This window comes from Phyllobacterium bourgognense (assembly GCF_003337575.1).
Lineage (GTDB): Bacteria > Pseudomonadota > Alphaproteobacteria > Rhizobiales > Rhizobiaceae > Phyllobacterium > Phyllobacterium bourgognense.
On the sequence record NZ_QPJM01000004.1, the window covers coordinates 86574 to 111008 of the forward strand.

The 24435-nt window shown below is 57.1% G+C and carries 22 protein-coding genes; 8 read left to right on the forward strand and 14 right to left on the reverse strand.

Going from position 1 to position 24435, the window contains the following annotated elements; genetic code table 11:
- Nucleotides 1-45 precede the first annotated feature (45 nt).
- Together C7476_RS09185 and C7476_RS09190 are read left to right on the forward strand one after the other, a co-directional pair.
- Entirely contained in the window at nucleotides 46-1110 is a 1065-nt protein-coding gene (locus tag C7476_RS09185; protein WP_114429641.1) for a TraB/GumN family protein, read from the forward strand.
- Between the two features lie 151 nt (nucleotides 1111-1261).
- On the forward strand, nucleotides 1262-1549 hold the full coding sequence (locus C7476_RS09190) for a hypothetical protein (RefSeq protein ID WP_114429642.1): 288 nt from the start codon (nucleotides 1262-1264) through the stop codon (nucleotides 1547-1549).
- Between the two features lie 61 nt (nucleotides 1550-1610).
- Here the strand turns inward: C7476_RS09190 and lpdA are convergent, their stop codons facing one another.
- The 9 genes from lpdA to C7476_RS09235 form a co-directional block, all read right to left on the reverse strand.
- Nucleotides 1611-3047: a dihydrolipoyl dehydrogenase gene (gene lpdA, locus C7476_RS09195; RefSeq protein WP_342633333.1), complete on the reverse strand. Its 1437-nt coding sequence runs from the start codon at nucleotides 3045-3047 to the stop codon at nucleotides 1611-1613.
- Nucleotides 3048-3051: 4 nt separating this feature from the next.
- Nucleotides 3052-3579: a hypothetical protein gene (locus C7476_RS09200; RefSeq protein ID WP_114429643.1), complete on the reverse strand. Its 528-nt coding sequence runs from the start codon at nucleotides 3577-3579 to the stop codon at nucleotides 3052-3054.
- Nucleotides 3580-3658: 79 nt separating this feature from the next.
- On the reverse strand, nucleotides 3659-4954 hold the full coding sequence (odhB, locus tag C7476_RS09205) for a 2-oxoglutarate dehydrogenase complex dihydrolipoyllysine-residue succinyltransferase (RefSeq protein ID WP_114429644.1): 1296 nt from the start codon (nucleotides 4952-4954) through the stop codon (nucleotides 3659-3661).
- Nucleotides 4955-4988: 34 nt separating this feature from the next.
- Nucleotides 4989-8009 (reverse strand): 2-oxoglutarate dehydrogenase E1 component, encoded by a 3021-nt coding sequence (locus C7476_RS09210; protein ID WP_114429645.1) that lies wholly within the window; start codon nucleotides 8007-8009, stop codon nucleotides 4989-4991.
- 88 nt (nucleotides 8010-8097) lie between these two features.
- Entirely contained in the window at nucleotides 8098-9012 is a 915-nt protein-coding gene (sucD, locus tag C7476_RS09215; protein WP_114429646.1) for a succinate--CoA ligase subunit alpha, read from the reverse strand.
- A 3-nt stretch (nucleotides 9013-9015) separates the two neighbouring features.
- Nucleotides 9016-10212 carry an ADP-forming succinate--CoA ligase subunit beta gene (gene sucC / locus C7476_RS09220; RefSeq protein WP_114429647.1) on the reverse strand — a complete coding sequence of 399 codons (1197 nt, stop codon included), beginning with the start codon at nucleotides 10210-10212 and terminating at the stop codon, nucleotides 9016-9018.
- Between the two features lie 69 nt (nucleotides 10213-10281).
- Complete coding sequence (gene mdh / locus C7476_RS09225) at nucleotides 10282-11244, reverse strand: malate dehydrogenase (protein WP_112525031.1); 963 nt, start codon at nucleotides 11242-11244, stop codon at nucleotides 10282-10284.
- Between the two features lie 302 nt (nucleotides 11245-11546).
- The gene (gene zapE / locus C7476_RS09230) at nucleotides 11547-12734 is read right to left on the reverse strand and encodes a cell division protein ZapE (RefSeq protein WP_114429648.1); all 1188 of its coding nucleotides are present in this window, start codon (nucleotides 12732-12734) and stop codon (nucleotides 11547-11549) included.
- A gap of 58 nt (nucleotides 12735-12792) precedes the next feature.
- The gene (locus tag C7476_RS09235; RefSeq protein ID WP_114429649.1) at nucleotides 12793-13329 is read right to left on the reverse strand and encodes a protease inhibitor Inh/omp19 family protein; all 537 of its coding nucleotides are present in this window, start codon (nucleotides 13327-13329) and stop codon (nucleotides 12793-12795) included.
- 386 nt (nucleotides 13330-13715) lie between these two features.
- Here C7476_RS09235 and dapF point away from each other — a divergent pair, with 386 nt between their 5' ends.
- The 5 genes from dapF (at nucleotide 13716) to C7476_RS09260 (ending at nucleotide 18554) form a co-directional block, all read left to right on the forward strand.
- Nucleotides 13716-14609: a diaminopimelate epimerase gene (gene dapF / locus C7476_RS09240; protein ID WP_114429650.1), complete on the forward strand. Its 894-nt coding sequence runs from the start codon at nucleotides 13716-13718 to the stop codon at nucleotides 14607-14609.
- On the forward strand, nucleotides 14609-15892 hold the full coding sequence (gene mtaB / locus C7476_RS09245; protein ID WP_114429651.1) for a tRNA (N(6)-L-threonylcarbamoyladenosine(37)-C(2))-methylthiotransferase MtaB: 1284 nt from the start codon (nucleotides 14609-14611) through the stop codon (nucleotides 15890-15892). Before dapF ends, mtaB begins: the two co-directional genes overlap by 1 nt.
- A gap of 23 nt (nucleotides 15893-15915) precedes the next feature.
- Complete coding sequence (gene ftsY, locus C7476_RS09250) at nucleotides 15916-17334, forward strand: signal recognition particle-docking protein FtsY (RefSeq protein WP_114429652.1); 1419 nt, start codon at nucleotides 15916-15918, stop codon at nucleotides 17332-17334.
- On the forward strand, nucleotides 17334-18017 hold the full coding sequence (locus C7476_RS09255; protein WP_114429891.1) for a septation protein A: 684 nt from the start codon (nucleotides 17334-17336) through the stop codon (nucleotides 18015-18017). The genes ftsY and C7476_RS09255 overlap by 1 nt, the downstream gene beginning before the upstream one ends.
- A gap of 117 nt (nucleotides 18018-18134) precedes the next feature.
- Nucleotides 18135-18554, forward strand: coding sequence for a hypothetical protein (locus C7476_RS09260; protein ID WP_114429653.1), 420 nt, complete (start codon nucleotides 18135-18137; stop codon nucleotides 18552-18554).
- Between the two features lie 7 nt (nucleotides 18555-18561).
- Here C7476_RS09260 and C7476_RS09265 read toward each other — a convergent pair whose 3' ends face one another.
- From C7476_RS09265 to ccmA, 5 genes are read right to left on the reverse strand one after another with little or no spacing between them, the layout of a single operon-like run.
- Nucleotides 18562-19161 (reverse strand): DsbE family thiol:disulfide interchange protein, encoded by a 600-nt coding sequence (locus C7476_RS09265; protein WP_114429654.1) that lies wholly within the window; start codon nucleotides 19159-19161, stop codon nucleotides 18562-18564.
- Nucleotides 19158-19331, reverse strand: a complete 174-nt coding sequence (gene ccmD / locus C7476_RS09270; RefSeq protein WP_114429655.1) for a heme exporter protein CcmD — start codon at nucleotides 19329-19331, stop codon at nucleotides 19158-19160. Before ccmD ends, C7476_RS09265 begins: the two co-directional genes overlap by 4 nt.
- Nucleotides 19328-20098: a heme ABC transporter permease gene (locus C7476_RS09275; RefSeq protein WP_181872394.1), complete on the reverse strand. Its 771-nt coding sequence runs from the start codon at nucleotides 20096-20098 to the stop codon at nucleotides 19328-19330. Before C7476_RS09275 ends, ccmD begins: the two co-directional genes overlap by 4 nt.
- A 44-nt stretch (nucleotides 20099-20142) precedes the next feature.
- Complete coding sequence (gene ccmB, locus C7476_RS09280) at nucleotides 20143-20808, reverse strand: heme exporter protein CcmB (RefSeq protein WP_114429657.1); 666 nt, start codon at nucleotides 20806-20808, stop codon at nucleotides 20143-20145.
- Nucleotides 20808-21416: a heme ABC exporter ATP-binding protein CcmA gene (gene ccmA, locus C7476_RS09285; protein ID WP_114429658.1), complete on the reverse strand. Its 609-nt coding sequence runs from the start codon at nucleotides 21414-21416 to the stop codon at nucleotides 20808-20810. The genes ccmB and ccmA overlap by 1 nt, the downstream gene beginning before the upstream one ends.
- A 286-nt stretch (nucleotides 21417-21702) precedes the next feature.
- Between ccmA and acnA the strand changes: the two genes are divergently transcribed.
- The gene (gene acnA, locus C7476_RS09290; RefSeq protein WP_114429659.1) at nucleotides 21703-24390 is read left to right on the forward strand and encodes an aconitate hydratase AcnA; all 2688 of its coding nucleotides are present in this window, start codon (nucleotides 21703-21705) and stop codon (nucleotides 24388-24390) included.
- Nucleotides 24391-24435 lie beyond the last annotated feature (45 nt).

The window sequence follows — 24435 nt, forward strand, 5'->3', positions numbered from 1 at the left end:
CGGAGATTAACGCTTTCTCCGCAGGCTTACGGATAGATACCAGGCATGAACGACACCGATAATCCCACTTCGCTTGATCATATAGCAGATAGCCTGCTGCGGCTTTGCCTGGTACTGAGCTGGCTGCTATTGGCTTCGCTTTTCGTGGTAGCCTTCAGTGTGACACGCGCCAGAGCCGAAGAGGTCGTCTGCGGCGGCCATGATCTGATCGCGGAAATGGCAAGGACCGATCCGGCAAAGCTCGATGCCTTGCGCAGGGAGGCCGCGGATACCGTAAACGGCAAGGGTCTGCTGTGGAAGATCGAGAAGGCCGGAACACGACCATCCTATCTCTACGGCACGATGCATCTGACCGATCCGCGCGTGCTCAAGCTTTCCGATGCCGCTGAGGCCGCCTATCGGGGTGCCGGAACCGTCGTCATAGAAACAGATGAGGTCCTCGACCCGAAGGCCCCAATGAAGGTCATGGCCGAAACGCCGGAACTGATGATGTTCATGGACGGCAATACGCTGGACAAGATCATTCCCCAGGACGCGCTTGAGACGGTCAGGACTGCGCTGTCAGAGCGGGGTATCTCGCTTGCCGCCGTCAATCGCATGCAGCCCTGGATGCTGACCAGCATGCTCGCCATGCCGGCATGCGAATTCGCCCGCACGAAGGAAGGTGCAGCTTTTCTCGATATCAAGCTGGCGGAAGACGCCAAGGTACAAGGCAAGCAGATTGCCGGTCTTGAGACAATCAAGGATCAACTCGGCGCCATGGCGTCGCTGCCAACGCAGTTTCACATCGACGGATTGATCGAGACGCTGACGCTCCGGTCGAAACTGCCGGATGTCTTCGAAACGATGACTGTACTTTATACCCAAGGCGATATCGGCATGATCTTTCCCTTGATGCGCTCGGTATCTCCCGACACCACGAGTGGCGCGAACTATGCCGAGTTCGAGGAGAAGATGGTCAATGCGCGCAACCGGACCATGGCAGAGCGTGCCGTGCCAATCGTAGCCAAGGGCAATGCTTTCATAGCAGTCGGCGCACTGCACCTGCCCGGCGAGCAAGGTCTTGTTTCACTGCTGAGAAGCAAAGGCTACACAGTCACCGCCGACTGATAGTCTTACCAAGTATTGATGTGATGAACCGTCCTATATCGGGCAAAACGTCAAAAAGCATCGTCAGGACGGCAACGGTTATTTCCGGAACTTTCCTGACCAATAATCGTTGTGCTCTTCGGAATGTACTAAAAGTCATGGAGGACACGAAATGACATACGATCCAAACCTGCAGCAGCGGCCGATGGAAAGCGATCCGAACAATCCGAGATCAACCATTGTTAAAAGCGGTGGTGGCAGCGGTTTCCTGATCGCCGGGATTATCATAGCTGCGTTAGTGATCGGCGGCTACTTCTTCCTCAATCGTAGCGATACCGGGATGAGCCCGACGGCTCCAACACCGCCTGCTGCGACTGCACCTGCACCGACTGCTCCGGCTCCTGCAGAACCTGCTCCGGCACCAGCTACGCCGGCTCCAGCTCCTGCACCCGCTCAGTAATTAGCGAGGATACAGAAAAGGCCCGGATCTCCGGGCCTTTTTGATATATTAGCAAGAAAACTTACATGTGGATCGGCTTGAAGAAAGTCGCCAGAGCGGCTTCGCGCACGGCTTCCGACATGGTCGGATGAGCGTGTGTCGTGCGCGCCAAATCCTCTGAAGAACCGCCAAACTCCATCAGCACTGTTGCTTCGTGAATCATTTCACCAGCACCATAACCCAGAATATGGACACCCAGCACCCGGTCGCTACCCTTGTCAGCCAGGATTTTCACAAAACCGTCCGTGTGCAGCATGGCACGCGCACGGCCATTGGCCGTGAACGGAAATTTGCCAGCTTTGTATTCGATGCCGGCCGCCTTCAGCTCCTCTTCCGTCTTGCCGACAGACGCCACTTCGGGCTGCGTATAGACCACGCTGGGGATTGCATCGTAATTGACGTGGCCCGCCTGTCCGGCGAGGATTTCGGCAACGGCAATGCCTTCATCCTCCGCCTTGTGTGCCAGCATCGCACCCTCGACGACATCGCCAATGGCATAGATTCCCGGGATATTCGTCTGCCAATGGTCATTGATGGCGACACGTCCGCGATCATCGACTGCAACGCCGGCCTCCTTCAGGCCCACACCGTCCGTATAGGGTTTGCGGCCGGTTGAAATGAGCACCACGTCGGCCTCGATGGTTTGGGCTTCGCCACCCTTGACCGGCTCGAACGTGATCTTGGCGCCTTTCCCGGATTTTTCGACGCCGGTCACCTTGGCGCTCATCTTGAAGTCGATGCCCTGCTTTTCCAGCATGCGCTGGAACTGGCGCGAGACTTCGCCGTCCATTGGTCCGAGGATCTTGTCCAGGTATTCGACGACTGTGACCTTCGATCCGAGACGCGACCAGACCGAACCGAGCTCGAGGCCAATGACGCCGCCACCAACCACAATGAGACGCTCCGGTACTTTTTCAAGCTCCAGCGCGCCAGTCGACGATATGATGACTTTCTCGTCGAATTCGACATTGACGCCGGGAATGCCGGCCACATCCGAACCGGTGGCGATGACGATGTTTTTCGCTTCGATCTCCTGAACCGTGCCGTCTTCGGCGGTCACGGAAACCTTGCCGGCTGCCAAAATCTTGCCTGTGCCTATGAACGTGTCGATCTTGTTCTTCTTGAACAAGAACGCAACGCCATTGACGTTGGCCTCGACCGTTGCATCCTTATGGGCCAGCATGGCAGGAAGATTGAGCTTTGGCGTGCCGACATCGACGCCCAAAGTGGCATGGGAATGACCCGCCTCATGGAACACTTCGGAGGCGTGCAACAGTGCTTTTGACGGGATGCAGCCGATATTGAGGCAGGTTCCGCCGAAAGTAGCGCGCTTCTCGATCACCGCGGTCTTGAGACCAAGCTGCGCGGCCTTGATCGCGCAGACGTAGCCACCCGGACCTGTTCCGATGACGACGACATCATATGGCATGATTGATTCCTTCTCTTGCGACGTTGCCAACAAATTACTGTTCGGGCACGCATTCTTTGAAGCGGAAGACTTCCCAGGGAAAAGTCTCGATGGGTTTTTCAGTTTTGAAATTGAACTTGCTGATGGAACTGGACAAATCCGGCAGGAGCAACGCCTGCGCAGCCGGTTCCTTGGCTAGGGGCAGCAGGTCGGCGTCGGCTCCCTCCTTCAACGCATAGATGACGCCGCGCCAAACGGTGCATGCCCGCAGTTCGTCACCGGTAACATCGCCAGTGGGGCACTTGTACATGATGATGCCATTGGGTCTTGCAATGCCCTCATTCCACATGACCACGCCATCGAGTTTCAGATCGCTGTCGTTCCTCTCTATGGAGAATTCATTCGAAGTCATGACAGGCTGATCTTCGGGAACATGCTTGAACTTCAGTGTATAAGCATCATCCCTGTCAGTGTAGATCGCCCGATCCTGCGTACAGGCGGCGAAAGCAGGAGCAGTAAATAGAGCCGACCCCAAGAGAGCAGCTAGAATACGTGCAGAACGGGAATAAACACGCGAATCCATCAATACTCTAACTCTCGGATTTGACACGACGGGCCAGCTGTTCTCCCTTGCGGGAGCAAACCCAGCACTGTCGCATTTGTTAAAGATCGAGAACAAGACGCTCCGGATCCTCGAGGCTTTCCTTGACGCGAACGAGGAAGGTCACTGCTTCCTTGCCATCGACGATGCGATGATCGTAGCTCAGCGCCAGATACATCATCGGGCGAATGACGATCTGCCCGCCAACAACCACCGGGCGATCCTGGATCTTGTGCATGCCGAGAATACCCGACTGGGGCGCATTGAGGATGGGGGAGGACATCAGCGAACCGTAGACGCCGCCATTGGAAATGGTGAACGTACCGCCCTGCATATCAGCCATCGACAGCGCGCCATCGCGTGCAGCCTTGCCGAGGCGGCCGATTTCCTTTTCGATCTCGGCGATCGACATCTGGTCGGCATTGCGCACGACCGGAACGACAAGGCCCCGATCCGTGCCGACAGCAACGCCAACGTGAGCGAAGTTCTTGTAAATGATATCGTTGCCGTCGATTTCCGCGTTGACCGATGGTACTTCCTTCAGCGCATGCGTTACGGCCTTGGTGAAGAAGCCCATGAAGCCGAGCTTGACGCCATGTTTCTTCTCGAAGATTTCCTTGTAGCGATTGCGCAGATCCATGACAGCCGACATATCCACCTCATTGTAGGTGGTCAGCATGGCGGCCGTGTTCTGTGCGTCCTTCAACCGGCGCGCAATGGTCTGACGCAAACGGGTCATCTTCACCCGCTCTTCGCGCGATGCGTCGTCAGCAGACGATGCGGGACGAGCCGCAACAGGCTTGGGTGCTTCGCCTGCGGTGGGCTGGGCGGTGATGCCTTTGGCAACGGCATCGAGCACGTCCCCCTTTAGCACCTGTCCGCGCTTGCCGGACCCTTCGACCTGAGAGAGGGAAACACCTTTCTCGGCAAGGATCTTGGATGCAGCAGGGGAAGCCGGCATCTCGCTTGGTTTGCGGATCGTGATAGCCGGCTCACCGGCGACTTCGGCGGTCTTTGCTTCTGCTTCCTTGGTCGAAGCAGCAGCAGCACTGCCCGAGGCCTGCGCAGTAGCTTCCGGCTTTGCCTCCGCCTTCTTGGCGGGAGCAGCTGTTGCGCCATCGCCGGAACCGATCATACCGAGCAGGGCACCGACCTCGACCGTATCGCCCTCCTTCGCAGTGATTTCAGCGAGCGAGCCGGCAGAAGATGCCGGCACCTCGATCGTCACCTTGTCGGTTTCGAGTTCGACCAAAGGCTCATCAACGGCAATCGCATCGCCGACATTTTTGAACCATTTGCCAATTGTCGCTTCGGAAACGGATTCGCCCAGCGTTGGGACGCGGATTTCGGTGGCCATGTTCTCGTTCTTCCGTTGATCGTGATCTGTCTAATTAAGAACCCAAAGCATCTTCAAGGAATGCTTCAAGCTGTGCAAGGTGTTTGGACATCAGGCCCGTTGCCGTCGAAGCTGCCGCAGGACGTCCGGTGTAACGGACGCGCTGATGCTTGGCATCGATATGCGCGAGGACCCATTCCAGATAGGGATCGATAAAGGCCCATGCGCCCATGTTCTTGGGCTCTTCCTGACACCAGACCATTTCCGCGTTGCGGAAGCGGGAAAGTTCAGTGATCAGGGCCTTTGCCGGGAATGGATAAAGCTGCTCGACACGCAGGAGATAGACATCGTCGATGCCGCGCTTTTCGCGCTCCTCGTAAAGGTCGTAGTAGACCTTGCCGGAGCACAACACCACGCGGCGGATCTTCGAATCCTTCTGCAGCTTTATAGGCTGATCTTTGAGAAGTTGCGCATCGTCCCACAGCAAGCGGTGGAATGATGAATCGCCCGTGAAATCACCAATCGAGGAAACGGCACGCTTGTGACGCAGCAAGGATTTCGGCGTCATCAGGATAAGCGGCTTGCGGAAATCGCGTTTCATCTGACGGCGCAGGATATGGAAGTAATTAGCCGGCGTCGTACAGTTAGCGACCTGCATATTGTCTTCTGCACAAAGCTGCAGATAACGCTCGAGCCGGGCCGAGGAATGTTCCGGCCCTTGACCTTCATAGCCATGTGGCAGAAGGCAGACGAGACCCGACATGCGCAGCCACTTGCGCTCACCCGAAGATATGAACTGGTCGAAGATGACCTGCGCGCCGTTGGCGAAATCGCCGAACTGCGCTTCCCACAGGGTCAGCGCCCGCGGATCGGACAGCGAATAACCATACTCGAAACCAAGCACGGCCTCTTCCGAAAGCATCGAATTGATGACTTCGTAGATCGCCTGGCCCTTCTGCAGATTGTTGAGCGGGATATAGCGCTTCTCGGTGTCCTGATCATAAAGCACCGAATGACGCTGGCTGAAAGTGCCGCGCTCGACATCCTGGCCGGACAGGCGCACCGGATGGCCTTCCGTGACCAGCGAACCGAACGCCAAAGCTTCGGCAGTCGCCCAATCGAAGCCCTCGCCAGTCTCGATCATCTTGGCGCGGTTATCCTGGAAGCGCTGGATGGTCCTGTGCACATTGAGCCCAGGCGGAACTTCGGCGAGTTTCCTGCCGATTTCCTTCAAGGTCTTCACCGGCAGGCCGGTCTTGCCGCGCCGCTGTTCGTCGGCATTGTCGGCCGTACGTAGGCCGCTCCACGCACCGTCGAGCCAGTCGGCCTTGTTTGGCTTGTAATGCTGGCCCGCTTCGAATTCCTGTTCGAGACTTTCACGCCATGCTGCGCGCATTTTTTCGAGGTCAGCGTCGGTAATGAGCCCTTCGTCGATCAGCTTCTGCGAATAGACCTGGACCGTTGTCTTCTGACTGCGGATCGTCTTGTACATGATCGGCTGCGTGAATGCAGGCTCATCACCTTCATTGTGGCCGAACCGGCGATAGCAGAACATGTCGATGACGACTGGCTTATGGAACGTCATGCGATATTCGGTGGCAATCTTCGCCACATAGACAACGGCTTCCGGATCGTCGCCATTGACGTGGAAAATCGGCGCTTCAATCATTTTCGCCACATCAGAGGGATAGGGCGAGGAACGTGAGAAGCGCGGATTGGTGGTGAAACCGATCTGGTTGTTGATGATGAAATGCACGGTGCCGGCGACGCGGTGACCGCGCAGACCTGACAGGCCGAGACATTCGGCGACAACGCCTTGACCGGCGAACGCCGCATCGCCATGCAGAAGCAGCGGCATGATCTTGGCGCGTTCAGACAGCGGGACAATCTCATCGCGGGCATTCCCAGCAATGAGATCCTGCTTGGCACGCGCCTTGCCCATGACAACCGGATTGACGATCTCAAGATGCGAAGGATTGGCGGTCAGCGACAGGTGGACCTTGTTGCCGTCGAACTCGCGATCCGACGAAGCGCCAAGGTGGTACTTCACGTCACCGGAGCCTTCAACGTCATCCGGCGTATAGGAGCCGCCCTTGAACTCATGGAAAATCGCGCGATGCGGCTTGCGCATGAACTGGCTGAGAACGTTTAGACGGCCGCGGTGCGCCATGCCGAGAACGATTTCCTTCAGGCCCATGGATCCGCCGCGCTTGACGATCTGCTCCAGGGCCGGAATGAGCGACTCGGCACCATCAAGACCGAAACGCTTGGTGCCCTTGTACTTGACGTCGATGAACTGCTCGAAGCCTTCCGCCTCGATCAGCTTCGACAGGATGGCCTTCTTGCCTTCCGCCGTGAAAGCAACGCCCTTGTCCGGGCCTTCGATGCGCTCCTGGATCCAGGCTTTTTCCACCGGATCGGAGATATGCATGAACTCGACGCCGATGGTCGAACAATAGGTGCGCTGGAGGATGTCGAGCATCTGCGGTATCGTCGCATATTCGAGACCCAGCACATTGTCGATGAAGATCTTGCGGTCGTAGTCAGCCGGCGAGAAACCATAGCTCTCGGGCGACAGCTCATTATAATCTTCCTTGACTTCGGCAAGGCCGAGCGGGTCAAGTTTGGCATGCAGGTGACCGCGCATGCGATAGGCGCGGATCATCATAATCGCGCGTACGGAATCGCGGGCAGCATGGATGATATCCGAATCTGACGCTGGCACCTGAACGGCAACGGCAGCGCCATTGGTAGCTGCTGCGCCGTTGGCACTCTTGGCCTTCAACTTGTCGGTGATGTGCTTTTCAACTTCGCCCCAATTGCCGTCGAGCGCTGAAACGAGCTCGCCATTGCTGGTAATCGGCCAGTTCGGCTTCTCCCACGAAGCACCCTTGGCATTGGCGATGACGTCAGCCTTGCTGTCGTTGAGGTTGGCGAAGAATTCCTGCCATTCGGCGTCCACTGATGCCGGATCCTGCTCGTAACGTGCGTGCAATTCCTCGATATAATTGGCATTGCCGCCATAGAGAAATGAGGTGAGAGCGAAAAGATCGTTGGCCTGTTCTTGACGTGCCATGTTCGTGACCGGAGCCCTGCTCCGTCTCCTTTTCTGGTGATTGACCGGGGCGCCTACCGTCCCGATCCGTTCTCGCTATGTTAAAGTCTCAGCCTTTGAGAACTTCGACCAATGTCTTGCCGAGCTGCGCCGGCGAAGGCGAAACGCGGATACCCGCGGCTTCCATCGCTGCGATCTTGTCTTCCGCGCCGCCCTTGCCGCCGGAGATGACAGCACCGGCATGACCCATCGTACGTCCGGGAGGTGCCGTACGCCCGGCGATGAAACCAGCCATCGGCTTCTTGCGGCCACGCTTTGCTTCGTCGGCAATGAACTGCGCTGCATCTTCTTCAGCCGAGCCACCGATTTCACCGATCATGATGATCGATTTGGTCGCTTCGTCGGCAAGGAACATTTCCAGGACGTCGATGAACTCGGTGCCCTTTACAGGATCGCCGCCGATACCGACTGCAGTCGTCTGGCCGAGGCCCTCGTTCGTCGTCTGAAACACTGCTTCATAGGTAAGTGTTCCGGAGCGCGATACAACACCCACGGAGCCCTTCTTGAAGATGTTACCCGGCATAATGCCGATCTTGCATTCTTCCGGTGTCAGGACGCCAGGGCAGTTCGGGCCGATCAGACGCGAGGTGGAACGGTCGAGGCGCGCCTTGACCCGAACCATGTCCATGACAGGAATACCTTCGGTGATGCAGATGATCAGAGGAATCTCTGCCTCGATGGCTTCCAGAATTGCTTCTGCTGCGCCTGCAGGCGGAACGTAGATGACCGACGCATTGGCGCCTGTACGATCCTTACCTTCCGCAACCGTAGCGAAAATCGGCAGCTGCGCGCTCGAACCGGTCGGCAGATTGCCTTCCCAGGTCTCGCCGCCCTTTTTCGGATGGATGCCGCCGACCATCTGGGTACCGTAATAGGCCAAAGCCTGCTCGGTGTGGAATGTTCCGGTCTTGCCGGTGAGGCCCTGAACGAGAACCTTGGTGTCTTTGTTGACCAGAATAGACATGCCTTAGTTTCCCTTCACAGCTGCGACGATTTTCTGCGCCGCATCATCGAGATCGTCCGCAGAGACGACATTCAGGCCGCTTTCATTGATGATTTTCTTGCCGAGTTCGGCATTGGTACCTTCGAGGCGAACGACGAGCGGGACCTTGAGACCGACTTCCTTGACCGCAGCGATCACCCCTTCGGCAATGATATCGCACTTCATGATACCGCCGAAGATGTTGATCAGGATGCCTTTGACCGCAGGGTCGGCCGTGATGATCTTGAACGCAGCCGTGACCTTCTCCTTGCTGGCGCCACCGCCAACATCGAGGAAGTTCGCTGGCTCAGCACCATATAGCTTGATGATGTCCATCGTTGCCATAGCGAGGCCGGCACCATTGACCATGCAGCCGATATTGCCGTCGAGTGCCACATAGGCGAGGTCGTATTTCGAAGCTTCGATTTCCTTGGCGTCCTCTTCCGTCGTGTCACGGAGTTCAACGACGTCAGGATGGCGGAACAGCGCGTTGCCATCGAACGAGACCTTGGCATCAAGAACACGCAAGCGGCCGTCTTTCATGACGATCAGCGGATTGACCTCGAGCAAGCTCATGTCCTTCTCGGTGAAGGCCTTGTAGAGGATCGGGAAAAGCGTCTCGCCATCGGACCGGGCTTCACCCGCGAGGCCATATGCGTCGTTGATCTTGGCGGTATCGTCTGCAGTCACGCCTTTTTCCGGATCAATCGAAACGGTGATGATCTTTTCCGGCGTGTCGTGCGCGACGCCTTCGATATCCATCCCACCCTCAGTGGAAACAACGAAAGCCGGGCGGCCGGTGGCGCGATCGATCAGGATCGACAGATAGAGCTCGCGCTCGATGTCGGCGCCGTCCTCGATGTAAAGGCGGTTCACCTGTTTGCCGGCAGGACCGGTCTGCTTGGTGACCAGCGTGTTGCCCAGCATTTCCTTCGCGTTGGCAACAACCTCCTCGACCGATCTGGAAAGGCGTACGCCGCCCTTCGCATCCGGTCCGAGTTCCTTGAACTTGCCCTTGCCACGCCCGCCAGCATGGATCTGGCTCTTTACCACATAAAGCGGACCGGGCAGCGTTTTCGCCCACTCTTCCGCCTGTTCGACGGAGTAGACGGCGACGCCATTGGCGATGGGGGCACCGAACGAGTGCAACAGACGCTTGGCCTGATATTCGTGAATATTCATATGATATTTCCTCTACGAATAATCCGCACACATAGGTGCGGATCGTTTCAGAATTGTTTCAGGCCCGAGTTATTTCAGGTTCGGAGCAATGTTGATGCAAGCCTCGCACAGACCCGCAACAGAAGCGACCGAAGCCTCGAATTGTTTCTGTTCCGTCTTGTTGAGATCGATTTCGATGACGCGCTCGACACCACCGGCGCCGATGATGACCGGGACGCCGACATACATGTCCTTGACGCCATACTGGCCGGAAAGATGCGCTGCGACGGGAAGAACGCGCTTCTTGTCCTTTAGGAAAGCTTCGGCCATCTGAATAGCTGACGATGCCGGCGCGTAGAAAGCAGAACCCGTCTTCAGCAGGCCGACGATTTCGGCACCGCCATCGCGGGTACGCTGGATGATCTGATCGAGTTTTTCCTGGCTGGTCCAACCCATCTTGACCAGATCCGGAAGCGGGATACCCGCAACGGTCGAATAGCGTGCAAGCGGCACCATGCTATCGCCGTGACCGCCCAGAACGAAAGCGGTGACATCCTCAACGGAGACTTTGAACTCATCAGCAAGGAAATAACGGAAGCGTGCGCTATCAAGGATACCCGCCATGCCGACAACCATGTTCTTTGGCAGGCCGGAGAACTTCTGCAATGCCCAGACCATAGCGTCGAGCGGATTGGTGATGCAGATCACGAAAGCGCCTGGGGCGTACTTCTTGATGCCCGCGCCGACCTGCTCCATGACCTTGAGGTTGATGCCGAGAAGATCATCGCGGCTCATGCCTGGCTTGCGCGGCACTCCGGCGGTGACGATCACCACATCCGCGCCTTCGATTGCCGAATAATCATTGGCGCCGACGAGACTGGCGTCAAAATCGTCAACTGGCGACGACTGGGCGATGTCCAGCCCCTTGCCCTGCGGTATGCCTTCTGCGATGTCGAAAAGCACGATGTCACCGAGCTCCTTGAGCCCGATCAAATGTGCAAGCGTTCCACCGATCATGCCTGAACCGATGAGGGCGATTTTATTACGTGCCATGCTGATTACTTCCTTGATCTGAAGTCGTGACGGACGCCAAAGGACACATCGCAATATTAGGGCAGCCCACGGGCAAACCTTTTACCACATGTCTTTGCGCTGGGACGTTCGAATATTCCTCTTTCAAAAATAACTCAACACAAAATTTTCACCCCAATAGATTCAATCGGTTAGAATTAATGGGATTTACGTAAACGTCAATTTAATTCGCTCTTTCACGGCCAAAGCCTGTTATTTTTAACACAGGGCACATATCAAAATGATGAAAGAATGGCGAGCCGCATCACGCTCAATTGATGGGGTCAAATCTGTGCGGATCGTGTTTCCCCGACCGCGTCGCCCTTGCCTGCTGCCGCCAGATAATCTTCGCTCTGCATCTCAAACAACCGTGACGCCGTACGATCAAATTCAAAGGCCTCGTTGCCTGACTTTGCCACATAAAGCTGGTCTGGCGAGGCCGCCGCCGAGACCACCACGTGCACGTGGTGATCATAGAGGAGATCGATCAGGATGATGAACCGCTTGGCTTCATTGCGTCTCGGTAGGTCGAGCACTGGCACGGCATCGATAAAGATCGTCTGATAGCGCTTTATGATTGCGGTATAATCGGCTGCCCCGAGCGGCTTCGAGCAAAGATCGGCAAAGGTAAAGCGCGCGACGTGCCGTGCGGCCTGCGGAATGATGACCGTACGGCCTTTGACCTTGACACTATCTTGGGTGATGGTCGCGCCAGCGGTCGCGGCGTGCCAAGCGTCATCCATCAGCCGGTTCGTCTCATCGTTCAGCGGCGAAAGAAAGACCGGCATGCGGTTCAGCTTCTCCAGGCGATAATCCGTGCGGGCATCGAGGTTGATGACGTCGACGTGGGTTTTCAGAAGATCGACAAACGGCAGGAAGAGCTGGCGGTTGAGACCATCGCGATAAAGATTGTCCGGCGCGACATTCGACGTAGCGACGAGGACCACGCCGCGCTCGAACAGCGCGCGAAACAGGCGCGACAAGATCATCGCATCGGCAATATCGGTCACCGTGAATTCGTCGAAACACAGAACCCATGCCTGCTCCGCCAACGCATCGGCAACCGGCGGAATAGGATCTTCCTGTTTCGTCTCGCCTTTCTTGAGAGCCTGGCGGTGCGCGTTGATGCGTTCATGCACATCCGCCATGAAGTCGATGAAGTGCGCCCGACGTTTGCGTTTGACCGGTACCAGTTGATGGAACATGTCCATCAACATGGTCTTGCCGCGACCGACTTCGCCGTGGATGTACAGACCCTTGACGATTTCGTGCCGAGGCGCCTTTCGGCTGAAGAGCCAGCCCAGCGCACTGGATTTTGTTGCAAGCCGCTTCGTCGCCACGTCGTGGATCAAACGATCAAATCGACTGGCAAGACGCTGTTGCGATGGATCGTCGTCCAAATCTCCTGCATGCACAAGCGCATCGTAGCGCTCACGCACGGAGGGAAATACTTTCAGATTATCGTGCGACATGCGAAATGCAGTCTCCGGATGCGCCTGTGGCGCACTCCAATTTTAGGTCGTAAGATAACTAACGTGACAGACTGACGTTCTGCCCGCCCGACGTCTGACCGTCGAACTTCGATTGGCCGGAAGAATAAAGTTTTGCCACTGTACCGCCAGCTGCATCATAAAGCGTGAGCTGTTTGCCACTCACAGCCCAAGAAGACAGATTGGCAAGTTCGCCCGGGCAGCGCAGAGGACCGGCTCGGTAGCCTTGGCCGAACTTGGTTTGCGGCGTCGCGATCTTGCAGCTCTGCCCGCCCATCGAAGCATTCCAGACGCCGGCAACGCTGCTGGCAGTAAGGTCAGGAGCATTTTCAGGCGGCAGCGCAGCGACCTGCGTATTGCCCTGCGGCGCTGGAGTTGCGTTACCCGTTGTCGGGGCCGTCGGAAACTGATTGGAGCCGCCCGGCGGTGGCAGTTGGCTCTGGCTCACCGAGCCTGAGGGTGCCGGCTGCAATGGTGCAGGCGCGGTAGAGACGGGATCCATCCGTGAACTCTGGCATCCCGCCAGCGCCATGCCAACGACGGCGACGGCCAGCAAATTGACTTTCAAAGTCCCCATAACTTCAGTTCTCCATCTGCGCATTTGAACTCAGAATGCGATTCCATTCGGCGCTCGTTAACCATCAATACAATGGCGATACTGGCGAAATTTCAACCCGCACCCCAGAAAAAGCGCTGTTTTTCTGACTGAACCGGCCATCAGGACCATCAAAATTTGGTGGAACTGACAATATCGCCACACCTTGCAAAGCTGCCCGCGATCAACCTGGACCAGCGGTATTAACCAATTCAATCATTTCAAGGTGAATAAAGTCTTATGCATTGCAGCAAGCCAGTATCGCTGCCACGCAGGCATTGGTGTGCGCTGGCACTGGCATTTCTTTCCCTTTTCCGCCATATAAGCCCTCTATCGACAGATGATGGCAATTATAGGCTAGCGAAGGCATGGCGGCATACGCGCAATTTGCGAAGATGAACGGGCTTGGTAACGAAATCATCGTTGCCGATATGCGCGGGCGTGCGGACCGGATTACGGCTGACGCGGCTATCGCGCTCGACCGGGATCCGGCGACCAAGTTCGACCAGATCATGGCCATTCACTCAGCCAGAACTGGCGGCACGGAAGCCTATATCGAGATTATCAATTCCGACGGCAGCCAGGCACAGGCCTGTGGCAATGGCATGCGCTGCGTGGTGCAGGCGCTGAGTTCCGAAACCGGCAAGCGTGAATTCACTTTCGAGACGATCGCCGGAATTCTGACTGCGCAGGAGCATCCTGACGGGCAAATCTCCGTCGACATGGGGACACCGCGCTTCGATTGGCAGGACATTCCCCTCGCGGAACCGTTTCACGATACGCGCAGGATCGAATTGCAAATTGGGCCGATCGATGCGCCGGTCTTGCATTCGCCATCGGTCGCCAATATGGGCAATCCGCATGCGATCTTCTGGGTTGACCAGGATGTGTGGACCTACGATCTCGAGCGGTTTGGACCGCTACTTGAAAACCATCCGATCTTCCCGGAACGCGCTAATATCTCGATCGCGCAGGTGACCAGCCGCAACGCCATTACCCTGCGTACATGGGAACGCGGTGCCGGTTTGACCAAGGCCTGCGGTTCTGCTGCCTGCGCCGCTGGTGTTTCCGCCGCGCGCACCGGCCGTACCGAAAGGGTAGTAACGGTCACTGTGCCGGGCGGACCGCTATTGATCGAATGGCTTGAAAACGATCACGTGATCATGACGGGCCCGGCCGAATGGGAATTTTCAGGATCGCTGAACCCCGCGACGGGAGCGTGGCATCGCGACGAAGCCAAATCTTCGCAGGGAGCGGCGTGATGGCTGTCGATGTCGTCACTTTCGGATGCCGGCTCAATACATACGAGTCGGAGGTGATGAAGCGCGAGGCCGACGCGGCGGGTCTGGGCGCGCTTGAGGATGGCGCGATCATCTTCAATACCTGCGCCGTTACCAGCGAAGCTGTGCGCCAGGCCCGGCAAGCCATCCGCAAGGCGCGCCGGAATAATCCGCAAGCGCGCATCATCGTTACCGGTTGCGCCGCTCAAACGGGCGCTGATGAATTTGCCGCCATGGGTGAGGTGGATCTCGTTCTCGGCAACGAGGAGAAGCTGAAATCCAACTCCTATCGCATGCTGCCGGATTTCGGCGTCAACCAGTTTGAAAAAGTGCGCGTCAACGACATCATGGAGGTGCGCGAGACCGCCTCGCATATGGTCGACGCCATCGAGGGTCGCGCGCGTGCTTTCGTTCAGGTGCAGAATGGCTGCGATCACCGCTGCACATTTTGCATTATCCCCTATGGCCGGGGTAACTCCCGCTCGGTGCCGATGGGCGGGGTCGTCGAACAGGTGAAGCGGCTCGTCGGCAACGGTTATAACGAAGTGGTGCTGACCGGCGTCGACATGACCAGCTATGGACCGGATCTTCCGGGAAACTTGCGGCTGGGCAAACTGGTGAAGACCGTACTCAAGGAGGTACCGGACTTGAAGCGGCTGCGCCTTTCCTCCATCGACTCAATCGAGGCCGACGAGGATTTGATGGAAGCGCTGGCCACCGAAAAACGTATGATGCCGCATCTGCATCTATCGTTGCAGTCCGGCGACAACCTGATTCTGAAGCGCATGAAGCGCCGCCATCTGCGCGAAGACTCAATCGCGTTCTGCGAAAATGTCCGGAAGATTCGCCCGGATATCGTTTTTGGTGCGGATATTATCGCTGGTTTTCCGACCGAGACGGACGAGATGTTCGAAAATTCTATCCGGATCGTCGAGGAGTGCGGGCTGACGCATCTGCATGTTTTTCCGTTCAGCCCGCGTGAAGGAACGCCTGCTGCGCGAATGCCGCAGCTTAACCGTCAGATCGGCAAGGCACGCGCGGCAAGGCTGCGAGCTGCCGGCGATACTGCCTATCACCATCACTTGCAAAGTCTCGTTGGCACGACGCAAAAAATTCTCATCGAGCGCGAAGGCCTTGGCCGGACAGAGGGTTTCACTCTCGTTGGTGTCGATGACGGAGTGCCGGGCCATATCATCGAGCGCACGATCAATGGCCATGACAGCGACAAGCTATTGGCTAATGATAGTAGCCGGCGCGCGGCATAATCTTAATCAGCAAAGCAGTTTTCATGGCTCTGGGTTTCATCAAGAAGATATTCTCCTTCGGCAAAAAGGAGGTCGAAGAGGTTCCGGCTGACAAGCCCCTGGCCGAGCTTGACCAGCTATCGACCCCTGAGCAGCTTTATGAGGATACGACGGCACAGGAAGCCTTGAATGTTCCGGCCGAAACTATTCCTGCTGAGGCAGAACCGGTTGTCGAGGAACAGGATGCCTTCGAAGAGACGGCGGTAGAGCCTGAGTTACTTCAAGACATCGAACCTGTCGTCGTCGAACAGACCGAAATCATATCGCCGCCGGTCGATGAGTTCATCGAGGCCACGGATGAGATGGAGTCGCCGATGGGCGAGGCGGCGATCGAGCCGGTGGCGATCCCTGCCCCCGAAGCTCCCGCCCCAGAGGTTGAAGAAGCACCCGAACCTATAATTGCGCCCAAGCCTTCAAAAGTGACGGTTAGCAAAACGGTGGAGGAAAAGCAGGTCGAAGTACCGATAGTGGCAGAACCGGCGGTACGTCTTTCCTGGTTCGAGCGCCTGCGCAAGGGGCTGTTCCGTTCCTCCCAGCAACTCGGCGATTCCATCGGCAGCATCTTCACGCGACGCAAGCTCGACGAAGATACACTGCAGGATCTGGAAGACGTGCTGATTCAGGCAGATCTCGGCATGGAGACCGCCATCCGCATCACTGGGGCCCTGAGCGCAACACGCTATGGCAAGGATATCAGCACAGAGGAAGTCCGCACCATCATGGCAGCGGAAATCGAGAAGGTGCTGGGCCCGGTGGCCAAGCCGCTGGAACTCGACCTTTCGCACAAACCACACGTCATCCTTGTTGTTGGGGTCAATGGCACCGGCAAGACCACCACGATAGGCAAGCTTGCCGCCAAGCTTACGGCAGGTGGCCTTAACGTCATGCTCGCCGCGGGTGACACGTTCCGGGCGGCGGCCATCGAACAGTTGCACATATGGGGCAAACGCACTGGCGCACCCGTCGTCTCCTCCAAGCTCGGCGCCGATGCGGCGGGGCTTGCCTTCGATGCGTGGAAACAGGCGAAGGAGGCCGGAAGCGACGTACTGATCATCGACACAGCCGGCCGTCTGCAGAACCGCGCCGAACTGATGGACGAACTCGCGAAGATCGTTCGCGTGCTCGGCAAGAACGACCCGGAAGCACCGCATACGGTGTTGCAGACGCTCGATGCGACGACGGGGCAGAACGCGCTCAATCAGGTCGAGATTTTCAAGAATATTGCTGGCGTCAATGGTCTCGTGATGACCAAGCTTGACGGCACAGCACGTGGCGGCATCCTTGTCGCCATCTCGGCAAAACACAAATTGCCGGTCTACTTCATTGGTGTGGGCGAGCAGGTCGAAGACCTCGAACCCTTCGCCGCAAGCGATTTTGCCAAAGCCATCGCAGGAGTTGCATGATGGAACAGCCCATATTCGAACGCGATCCATCTGATCCGGCAGCCAGAACTGACCTGGCGCGCAAGGAAATCAATCCGCTGCTCAAGCTGGTTCTGGAACTCGGCCCGCTGATGGTGTTCTTTTTCGCCAATGCGCGCGGCGAATGGTTGATCGAACGCTTTCCCGCCCTCTCCAATATTGGCGAGCCGATTTTCATCGCCACCGCCCTGTTCATGGCGGCAACGGCGATTGCACTTGCGGCCTCATGGATTCTGGTTCGCAGCCTGCCGATCATGCCGTTGATCTCCGGTATCGTCGTGCTGATCTTCGGGGCACTGACGCTATGGCTCCACAATGAAACTTTCATCAAGATGAAGCCGACCATCGTCAATGCATTGTTCGGGGTCATCCTGCTGGGCGGACTTTACTTCGGTAAATCCCTGCTCGGCTATGTCTTTGACAGTGCCTTCAAGCTGAATGCCGAGGGATGGCGCAAGCTGACGATGCGCTGGGGGATCTTCTTCATTTTCCTCGCGGTCCTGAATGAAGTTGTGTGGCGCAGCTTCTCGACCGATTTCTGGGTGGCGTTCAAGGTTTGGGGCACCATGCCGATTACGCTGCTCTTCACCTTTGCGCAGATGCCGCTCGTGATGAAATATTCCATTGAGCCTGCAGCCGAGAAAGCGTCGAGCAAAGACCAATAAGACCGCCACAATCCGGCTGGAAAGGGTCATAATTTCCGCCTGATCACGACGAAATCCCGCCGCGATCCGTGCTCAAGAATCGGTGCATCCGCAACGAATCTTCAGAAGGCCCAATCCATGAAAACGGTTCTCATCGTAATGACCCTGATGGGTTGCGACTGCGATGCGAAAATCTGCGAATATATAAAGACCGCAGATGCGGGCTGGACCAGTATCGAACGATGCAGAGCCGACCAGGAGAACCAGATTCGTCAGAACACGAAGGTCGACTATCCGTTGATCACCGCGACATGTACCGTGAAATCTGCTCCTGAATCAGTGGTCGCCGGCAGGTCTTTTACGGTTCCCGCTGCGGACCGGCCAATAGAGACGATTGCCCTTGGCACGCCTATTGTTGCGCCGGTCACGGTCGCGACTAAAACGACATTCGGCTATCGGATGATCACTGTTCCGCTCACCCACGCCTATGACAGTACGGCGACGGCCGCAACAAGAGCCGCGGGCTGGGTACGGCGCTATGCCATGCTGGAAAACTGAAAGACCTTTATTTCGCCTTTAGCGCTGCCTCAACGGCAGGCATGACATCGTCGCGGATCGAGTCTTCCGTCAAAGGTCCGACATGCTTGTAGGCGACGATTCCGTCCTTGCCGACAAGGAAGGTTTCCGGCACGCCATATACGCCCCACTCGATTGCGGCCCGGCCGTTCATGTCGGCTCCGATGGCGGCGTAGGGATTGCCGAGTTCGTCGAGGAAGCCGAGGACGTTCTCGTTTTTATCCTTGTAGTTCAACCCGGTGAGCCGAAACCGCTTGTCTTCACCCAATTGCATGAGCAGCGGGTGTTCGACACGGCAGGGCACACACCAGGAACCAAAAACGTTGACGAGCGTGACCTGCCCCTTGAAGGCTGCCGGATCGAGCCCAGGAACCGGCTGGCCATCCTTTTGTAAGCCACTCACGGCAGGCAGCGACACATTGGGAGCGGGTTTGCCAATCAGCGCAGACGGAATGACCGATTCATCGCGGCCCGACGCAAGCTGGAATGCGAAAACAGCGGCTAGGGCGGCAAACAGGATAAGCGGCAGGAAGACAAAGAACAGGCTGCGCTTTCGTGGAGCCTTTTCGACTTGCTCCTGCCCCGTCACGATGCGTTATCCATCTTCGTCTCGGACCTGCGACGCACTCCGCGCGATTCCAGTTCCTGCAGCGCCTGACGCTGGCTGCGTTGATCGATGAAAATCCATCCGATCAAGGCAGCAAGGACGATGATGGCAGCGCCATAGGAGGCAAGCACGAAACCGGTATGGCTCATCATGACACTGTTCCCCGATCTGCGCTACGGGCAGCAACGCGGCGCATCGCCGTGACGCGGCGACGCCAGATTTCGTTGCGCATTGCCATCATATGCAACGTGAAAAATAGCAGGGTGAAACCGATTGCCATGACCAGCAGTGGCTTGAGATAGGACGGGTCGAGAGTTGAGCCACCCATGCGCAGCACTGACGCAGGCTGATGCAGCGTGTTCCACCAGTCGACCGAAAACTTGATGATCGGAATATTGATGAAGCCGACAAGGGTTAGGATAGCCGTGGCCTTTGCCGATTTTGCCGGGTCATCCATGGCGCGGGTAAGCGCGATGATCCCGAGATACATCAGAAACAGGACAAAAACGGAGATGAGCCGCGCATCCCAGACCCACCACGTGCCCCACATCGGCTTACCCCAAAGTGAGCCGGTAATCAGCGCCAAAGCAGTGAAGACAGCACCGATCGGCGCCGCAGCCTTGGCGGAGACATCGGCCAGCGGGTGGCGCCATACGAGTGTTCCGAGCGCCGCGACGCTCATGATCGTGTAACACATCATCGAAAGCCAGGCGAAAGGCACGTGGATGAACATGATCTTGACGGTCGAGCCTTGCTGGTAATCGTCGGGCGCGTTCATCGACATCCAGAAGCCGATGGCCAGCACGAGAACGGTAAGTCCGCCAAGCCACGGCAGAATGCCACCTGCCAGGCTCAAAAACCGCGTAGGGTTGGCCAGGTCGATCCATCGTCCGGTCTTGGATACTGCGTCACTCATCACATACTCTTAGCTTTCTGATGCCCGTTTCGCAATTCATCACGCCGTCAATCGGCTGAAGACCTCAACGCCGCTGCGGCGGCTATTGGACCCAGCACTGCAAAGAACAGCGTAATCGCAGCAAGAATAAGGAAAGGTGCCAGAAACGGTGCGGGATCTTCAACTGCGCCATAGGACGCAGACACGCCGAAAATCAGCACCGGTATCGTCAGCGGCAGGATGATCACAGAAACCAAAAGACCGCCCCGCGGCAGCGAAACCGCCACCGCAGCGCCAACAGCGCCGATCAGCGTGATCGCCGGCGTGCCAACCAGAAGGGTCAAAGCGGTCGCACCAATGGCCGCGGCCTCCATGTTCATGAAGAGCCCAAGCAGCGGCGAGGCAATGACCAATGGCAAGACGCTGACTGTCCAATGCGCCAGACATTTGATCAGGATTGTAAGTGGAAGCATGTGCCGGTCCGACGCCATGATCAAGAGATCGAGCGAGCCATCATCACGATCCGCCTGAAACAGGCGGTCGAGGCCAAGCAAGGTCGCAAGCAGCGCTCCGATCCACAACATGGCCGCCCCAATACGGGAAAGCAGCTTCAGATCGGGCCCCACGCCAAAGGGGACGACGGCAATTACCGCCAGAAAGAACAGGATTCCAACCAACGCGCCGCCGCCAGCGCGCAAGCCCAGTCGAACGTCGCGAAGGAACAATGCGCCCATTACGCGGCTGCTCCCAAGGCCAATTCCTTCGATCCCTCAAGCCCCAGTGGCAAATGGGTCGCTGCAACTATAATTCCGCCGCTTGTCAGGTGTCCGCGCATAAGTCCGGTGAACTGCGTCTCAGATGCTTTGTCCAACCCGGCGGTTGGCTCATCCAGAAGCCACACCGGCCGGTCGCTGACAAGAAGCCGGGCGATGCTCACACGGCGTTTTTGTCCGGTCGAAAGATAGCCAAAAGGCAGGTGACCAATTTCACCAAGACTGACATAGTCGAGCGCTTCGGCAATCGAATACTGACCCTGTCCGTTGAACGATTGCCAGAAATGCAGGTTTTCACCAACGCTGAGGACCGGCTTCATGGCATTGAGGTGGCCAAGATAATGAGCGGCTGCGGTGAGCCCCTCAAACGCGGCTGGCGCACCCTCGAGCCGAAGCATTCCTTCCGCCTGGACAAGCAGACCTGCGATAATTCGAAGCAGGGTCGATTTACCTGAACCATTGGGCCCGGTCACCATAAGGGCTTCACCGGAGGAAACAGCAAAGTGAAGACCGGAAAACAACAGTTCTCCTCCCCGTTCACCACCCAAATTCTCGGCGATTAACCGCATGACCGATCCGCTTTTTGGTACTTGTGAAACGCCACGTGATTATTTCGACGCAGCACACAATTTAGACTAATTCCGGTCTGGCACAGATCAGCGAAAAACTCTATATAGCTCACAACCATGCCAGCGGTCGGCGTGGAAACCATTTTGGCCGATCTCGATACGGGTTCATTGGACCTGTTGCGGGACGGACAGCGGAAATGACTGCACCCGCACCTTAGCGCGTCCTTGAAACGCGGCAAAGGCGTTCGTCCCGGGTTTAGGCCTCAGCATAAGGACGAACGCAACAATGTCTCAGATTGACAGCTTCAAATGTCGTAGGACCCTCGTCGTGGGGGACAAGGAATATGTCTATTATAGTTTGACAGAAGCCGAAAAGAACGGCCTGGAAGGCATCTCCCAGCTGCCATTCTCGATGAAAGTTCTTCTCGAAAATCTGCTTCGTTTTGAAGACAACCGCTCGGTCTTCAAAAAAGACATCGAAGCCGTCGCAGCATGGCTCGTCGACCGCGGCAGTGCCGGTGCGGAAATCGCCTATCGTCCGGCCCGCGTCCTGATGCAGGACTTCACTGGGGTTCCAGCAGTCGTGGATCTTGCAGCGATGCGCGACGCCATGGTCAACCTCGGTGGCGATCCGGAAAAAATCAATCCGCTCGTTCCGGTTGACCTCGTCATCGATCACTCTGTTATCGTCGACGAGTTTGGCAATCCCCAGGCTTTCAAGCGCAATGTCGATCTCGAATATGAACGCAACGGGGAGCGCTACCGCTTCCTGAAGTGGGGCCAGCAGGCGTTCAAGAACTTCCGCGTCGTTCCGCCTGGCACCGGCATCTGCCATCAGGTCAATCTTGAATATCTCGCGCAAGGCGTGTGGACCAAGGAAGAGGATGGCGTGACCGTCGCTTATCCTGATACGTGCGTCGGCACCGACTCGCATACGACCATGGTCAATGGGCTGGGCGTACTCGGCTGGGGCGTTGGCGGTATCGAGGCTGAGGCATCCATGCTTGGCCAGCCCGTTTCGATGCTTCTGCCGGAAGTCATCGGCTTCCGCCTGACCGGCAAGGTCAAGGAAGGCGTGACAGCGACCGACCTCGTTCTTACTGTTGTGCAGATGCTGCGCAAGAAGGGCGTCGTGGGCAAGTTCGTCGAATTCTTCGGACCTGGCCTGGAAAGCATGACGCTCGCAGATCGTGCAACCATTGGCAATATGGGCCCCGAATACGGCGCGACCTGCGGCTTTTTCCCTATCGACCGCGAAACCATCAATTACATGCACATGTCCGGACGCGACGAAGACCGTCTCGCTCTTGTCGAGGCCTATTCGAAGGCGCAAGGCATGTGGCGCGAGCCAAACTCTGCTGATCCGGTGTTCACCGACACGCTGGAACTCGATCTTGGGACCGTCGTTCCTTCCATGGCTGGACCGAAGCGTCCCGAGGGCCGTATCGCGCTTGAAGACATCGCGTCCGGCTTTCATGAATCGCTGCAGAAAGAATACAAGAAGACCACGCAGCTCGATGCCCGCTATGCGGTCGAAGGAGAGGACTACGATCTTGGTCACGGTGATGTCGCCATCGCGGCTATCACCTCCTGCACGAACACCTCGAATCCGAGTGTGCTGATTGCAGCGGGTCTTCTTGCCCGCAATGCGGTGGCCAAAGGCCTGAAGTCGAAGCCCTGGGTCAAGACATCGCTTGCTCCGGGCTCGCAGGTCGTTGCCGCTTATCTCGAAAGCGCCGGTTTGCAGACATCACTAGACGCGCTTGGCTTCAACCTTGTCGGTTTCGGCTGCACGACCTGCATCGGCAATTCCGGCCCGCTGCTGACGCCGATTTCCAAGACGATCAACGATAAAGGGCTGATCGCGGCATCGGTACTTTCCGGCAATCGCAACTTCGAAGGCCGGGTATCGCCCGACGTTCAGGCAAACTATCTGGCTTCACCGCCTCTCGTCGTTGCCTATGCGATCGCCGGTACAGTCAAACTCGACCTGACCACCCAGCCGCTTGGCGAAGATCAGAACGGTAATCCGGTTTTCCTCAAGGATATCTGGCCGTCTTCACACGAGATTCAGGAGTTCATCACCAAGAACGTTACCCGCAAACTATTTTCGGCCAAATATGCCGATGTGTTCAAGGGCGACGAAAACTGGCAGGCGGTGAAGGTTCCGGCAGGTCAGACCTATGCCTGGGACGATCAGTCGACCTATGTGCAGAACCCGCCTTACTTTGTCGGCATGGGCAAGACACCGGGCAAGGTCAACGACATCAAGGGTGCGCGCATTCTTGGTCTGTTTGGCGACAAGATCACCACCGACCACATTTCTCCGGCCGGTTCGATCAAGGCGGCCTCTCCTGCCGGACAGTATCTGACCGAGCATGGCGTCGCTCCGCTGGACTTCAACCAATACGGCACCCGCCGCGGCAATCATGAAGTGATGATGCGCGGCACCTTCGCCAACATCCGCATCCGCAATCATATGCTCGGCGAAAACGGCCGTGAAGGTGGCTATACGATCCATTACCCGACCAAGGAGGAGATGCCGATCTACGATGCCGCCATGCAATATCGGAGCGAAAACGTTCCTCTGGTGGTCTTTGCCGGTGTGGAATATGGCAACGGCTCGTCACGCGACTGGGCAGCAAAGGGAACAAGTCTGCTTGGTGTCCGTGCGGTGATTGCCCAGTCGTTCGAGCGTATCCACCGCTCCAACCTGGTCGGCATGGGCATAGTACCATTCGTTCTCGAAGACGGCACGAGCTGGCAATCATTGGGACTCAAGGGTGACGAAATCGTCTCGATTGACGGTCTGGCGACAATTCAGCCACGGCAAAAGACATTTGCCACGGTGGCTTATGCCGATGGCAGCGTCAAGCAAGTGCCATTGATCTGCCGTATCGATACGATCGACGAGCTGGAATATTTAAAGAACGGCGGTATCCTGCAGTACGTTCTGCGTGATCTTGCTGCCTGAACGTTAAGGATAATGTGAAATGGATGGTCGCCGGGAAACCGGCGG

What these genes read in the sequence shown, in the direction of transcription:
- mtaB (WP_114429651.1), top strand. Translation starts at nt 14,609, where the DNA reads ATGGCTGTCGATGTCGTCACTTTCGGATGCCGGCTCAATACATACGAG.
- C7476_RS09200 (WP_114429643.1), bottom strand. Translation starts at nt 3,579, where the DNA reads ATGGATTCGCGTGTTTATTCCCGTTCTGCACGTATTCTAGCTGCTCTC.
- ccmB (WP_114429657.1), bottom strand. Translation starts at nt 20,808, where the DNA reads ATGGGCGCATTGTTCCTTCGCGACGTTCGACTGGGCTTGCGCGCTGGC.
- C7476_RS09190 (WP_114429642.1), top strand. Translation starts at nt 1,262, where the DNA reads ATGACATACGATCCAAACCTGCAGCAGCGGCCGATGGAAAGCGATCCG.
- ccmD (WP_114429655.1), bottom strand. Translation starts at nt 19,331, where the DNA reads ATGATGAGCCATACCGGTTTCGTGCTTGCCTCCTATGGCGCTGCCATC.
- dapF (WP_114429650.1), top strand. Translation starts at nt 13,716, where the DNA reads ATGGCGGCATACGCGCAATTTGCGAAGATGAACGGGCTTGGTAACGAA.
- C7476_RS09235 (WP_114429649.1), bottom strand. Translation starts at nt 13,329, where the DNA reads ATGGGGACTTTGAAAGTCAATTTGCTGGCCGTCGCCGTCGTTGGCATG.
- odhB (WP_114429644.1), bottom strand. Translation starts at nt 4,954, where the DNA reads ATGGCCACCGAAATCCGCGTCCCAACGCTGGGCGAATCCGTTTCCGAA.
- C7476_RS09260 (WP_114429653.1), top strand. Translation starts at nt 18,135, where the DNA reads ATGAAAACGGTTCTCATCGTAATGACCCTGATGGGTTGCGACTGCGAT.
- sucC (WP_114429647.1), bottom strand. Translation starts at nt 10,212, where the DNA reads ATGAATATTCACGAATATCAGGCCAAGCGTCTGTTGCACTCGTTCGGT.
- acnA (WP_114429659.1), top strand. Translation starts at nt 21,703, where the DNA reads ATGTCTCAGATTGACAGCTTCAAATGTCGTAGGACCCTCGTCGTGGGG.
- ftsY (WP_114429652.1), top strand. Translation starts at nt 15,916, where the DNA reads ATGGCTCTGGGTTTCATCAAGAAGATATTCTCCTTCGGCAAAAAGGAG.
- C7476_RS09210 (WP_114429645.1), bottom strand. Translation starts at nt 8,009, where the DNA reads ATGGCACGTCAAGAACAGGCCAACGATCTTTTCGCTCTCACCTCATTT.
- C7476_RS09255 (WP_114429891.1), top strand. Translation starts at nt 17,334, where the DNA reads ATGGAACAGCCCATATTCGAACGCGATCCATCTGATCCGGCAGCCAGA.
- sucD (WP_114429646.1), bottom strand. Translation starts at nt 9,012, where the DNA reads ATGTCTATTCTGGTCAACAAAGACACCAAGGTTCTCGTTCAGGGCCTC.
- ccmA (WP_114429658.1), bottom strand. Translation starts at nt 21,416, where the DNA reads ATGCGGTTAATCGCCGAGAATTTGGGTGGTGAACGGGGAGGAGAACTG.
- C7476_RS09185 (WP_114429641.1), top strand. Translation starts at nt 46, where the DNA reads ATGAACGACACCGATAATCCCACTTCGCTTGATCATATAGCAGATAGC.
- zapE (WP_114429648.1), bottom strand. Translation starts at nt 12,734, where the DNA reads ATGTCGCACGATAATCTGAAAGTATTTCCCTCCGTGCGTGAGCGCTAC.
- mdh (WP_112525031.1), bottom strand. Translation starts at nt 11,244, where the DNA reads ATGGCACGTAATAAAATCGCCCTCATCGGTTCAGGCATGATCGGTGGA.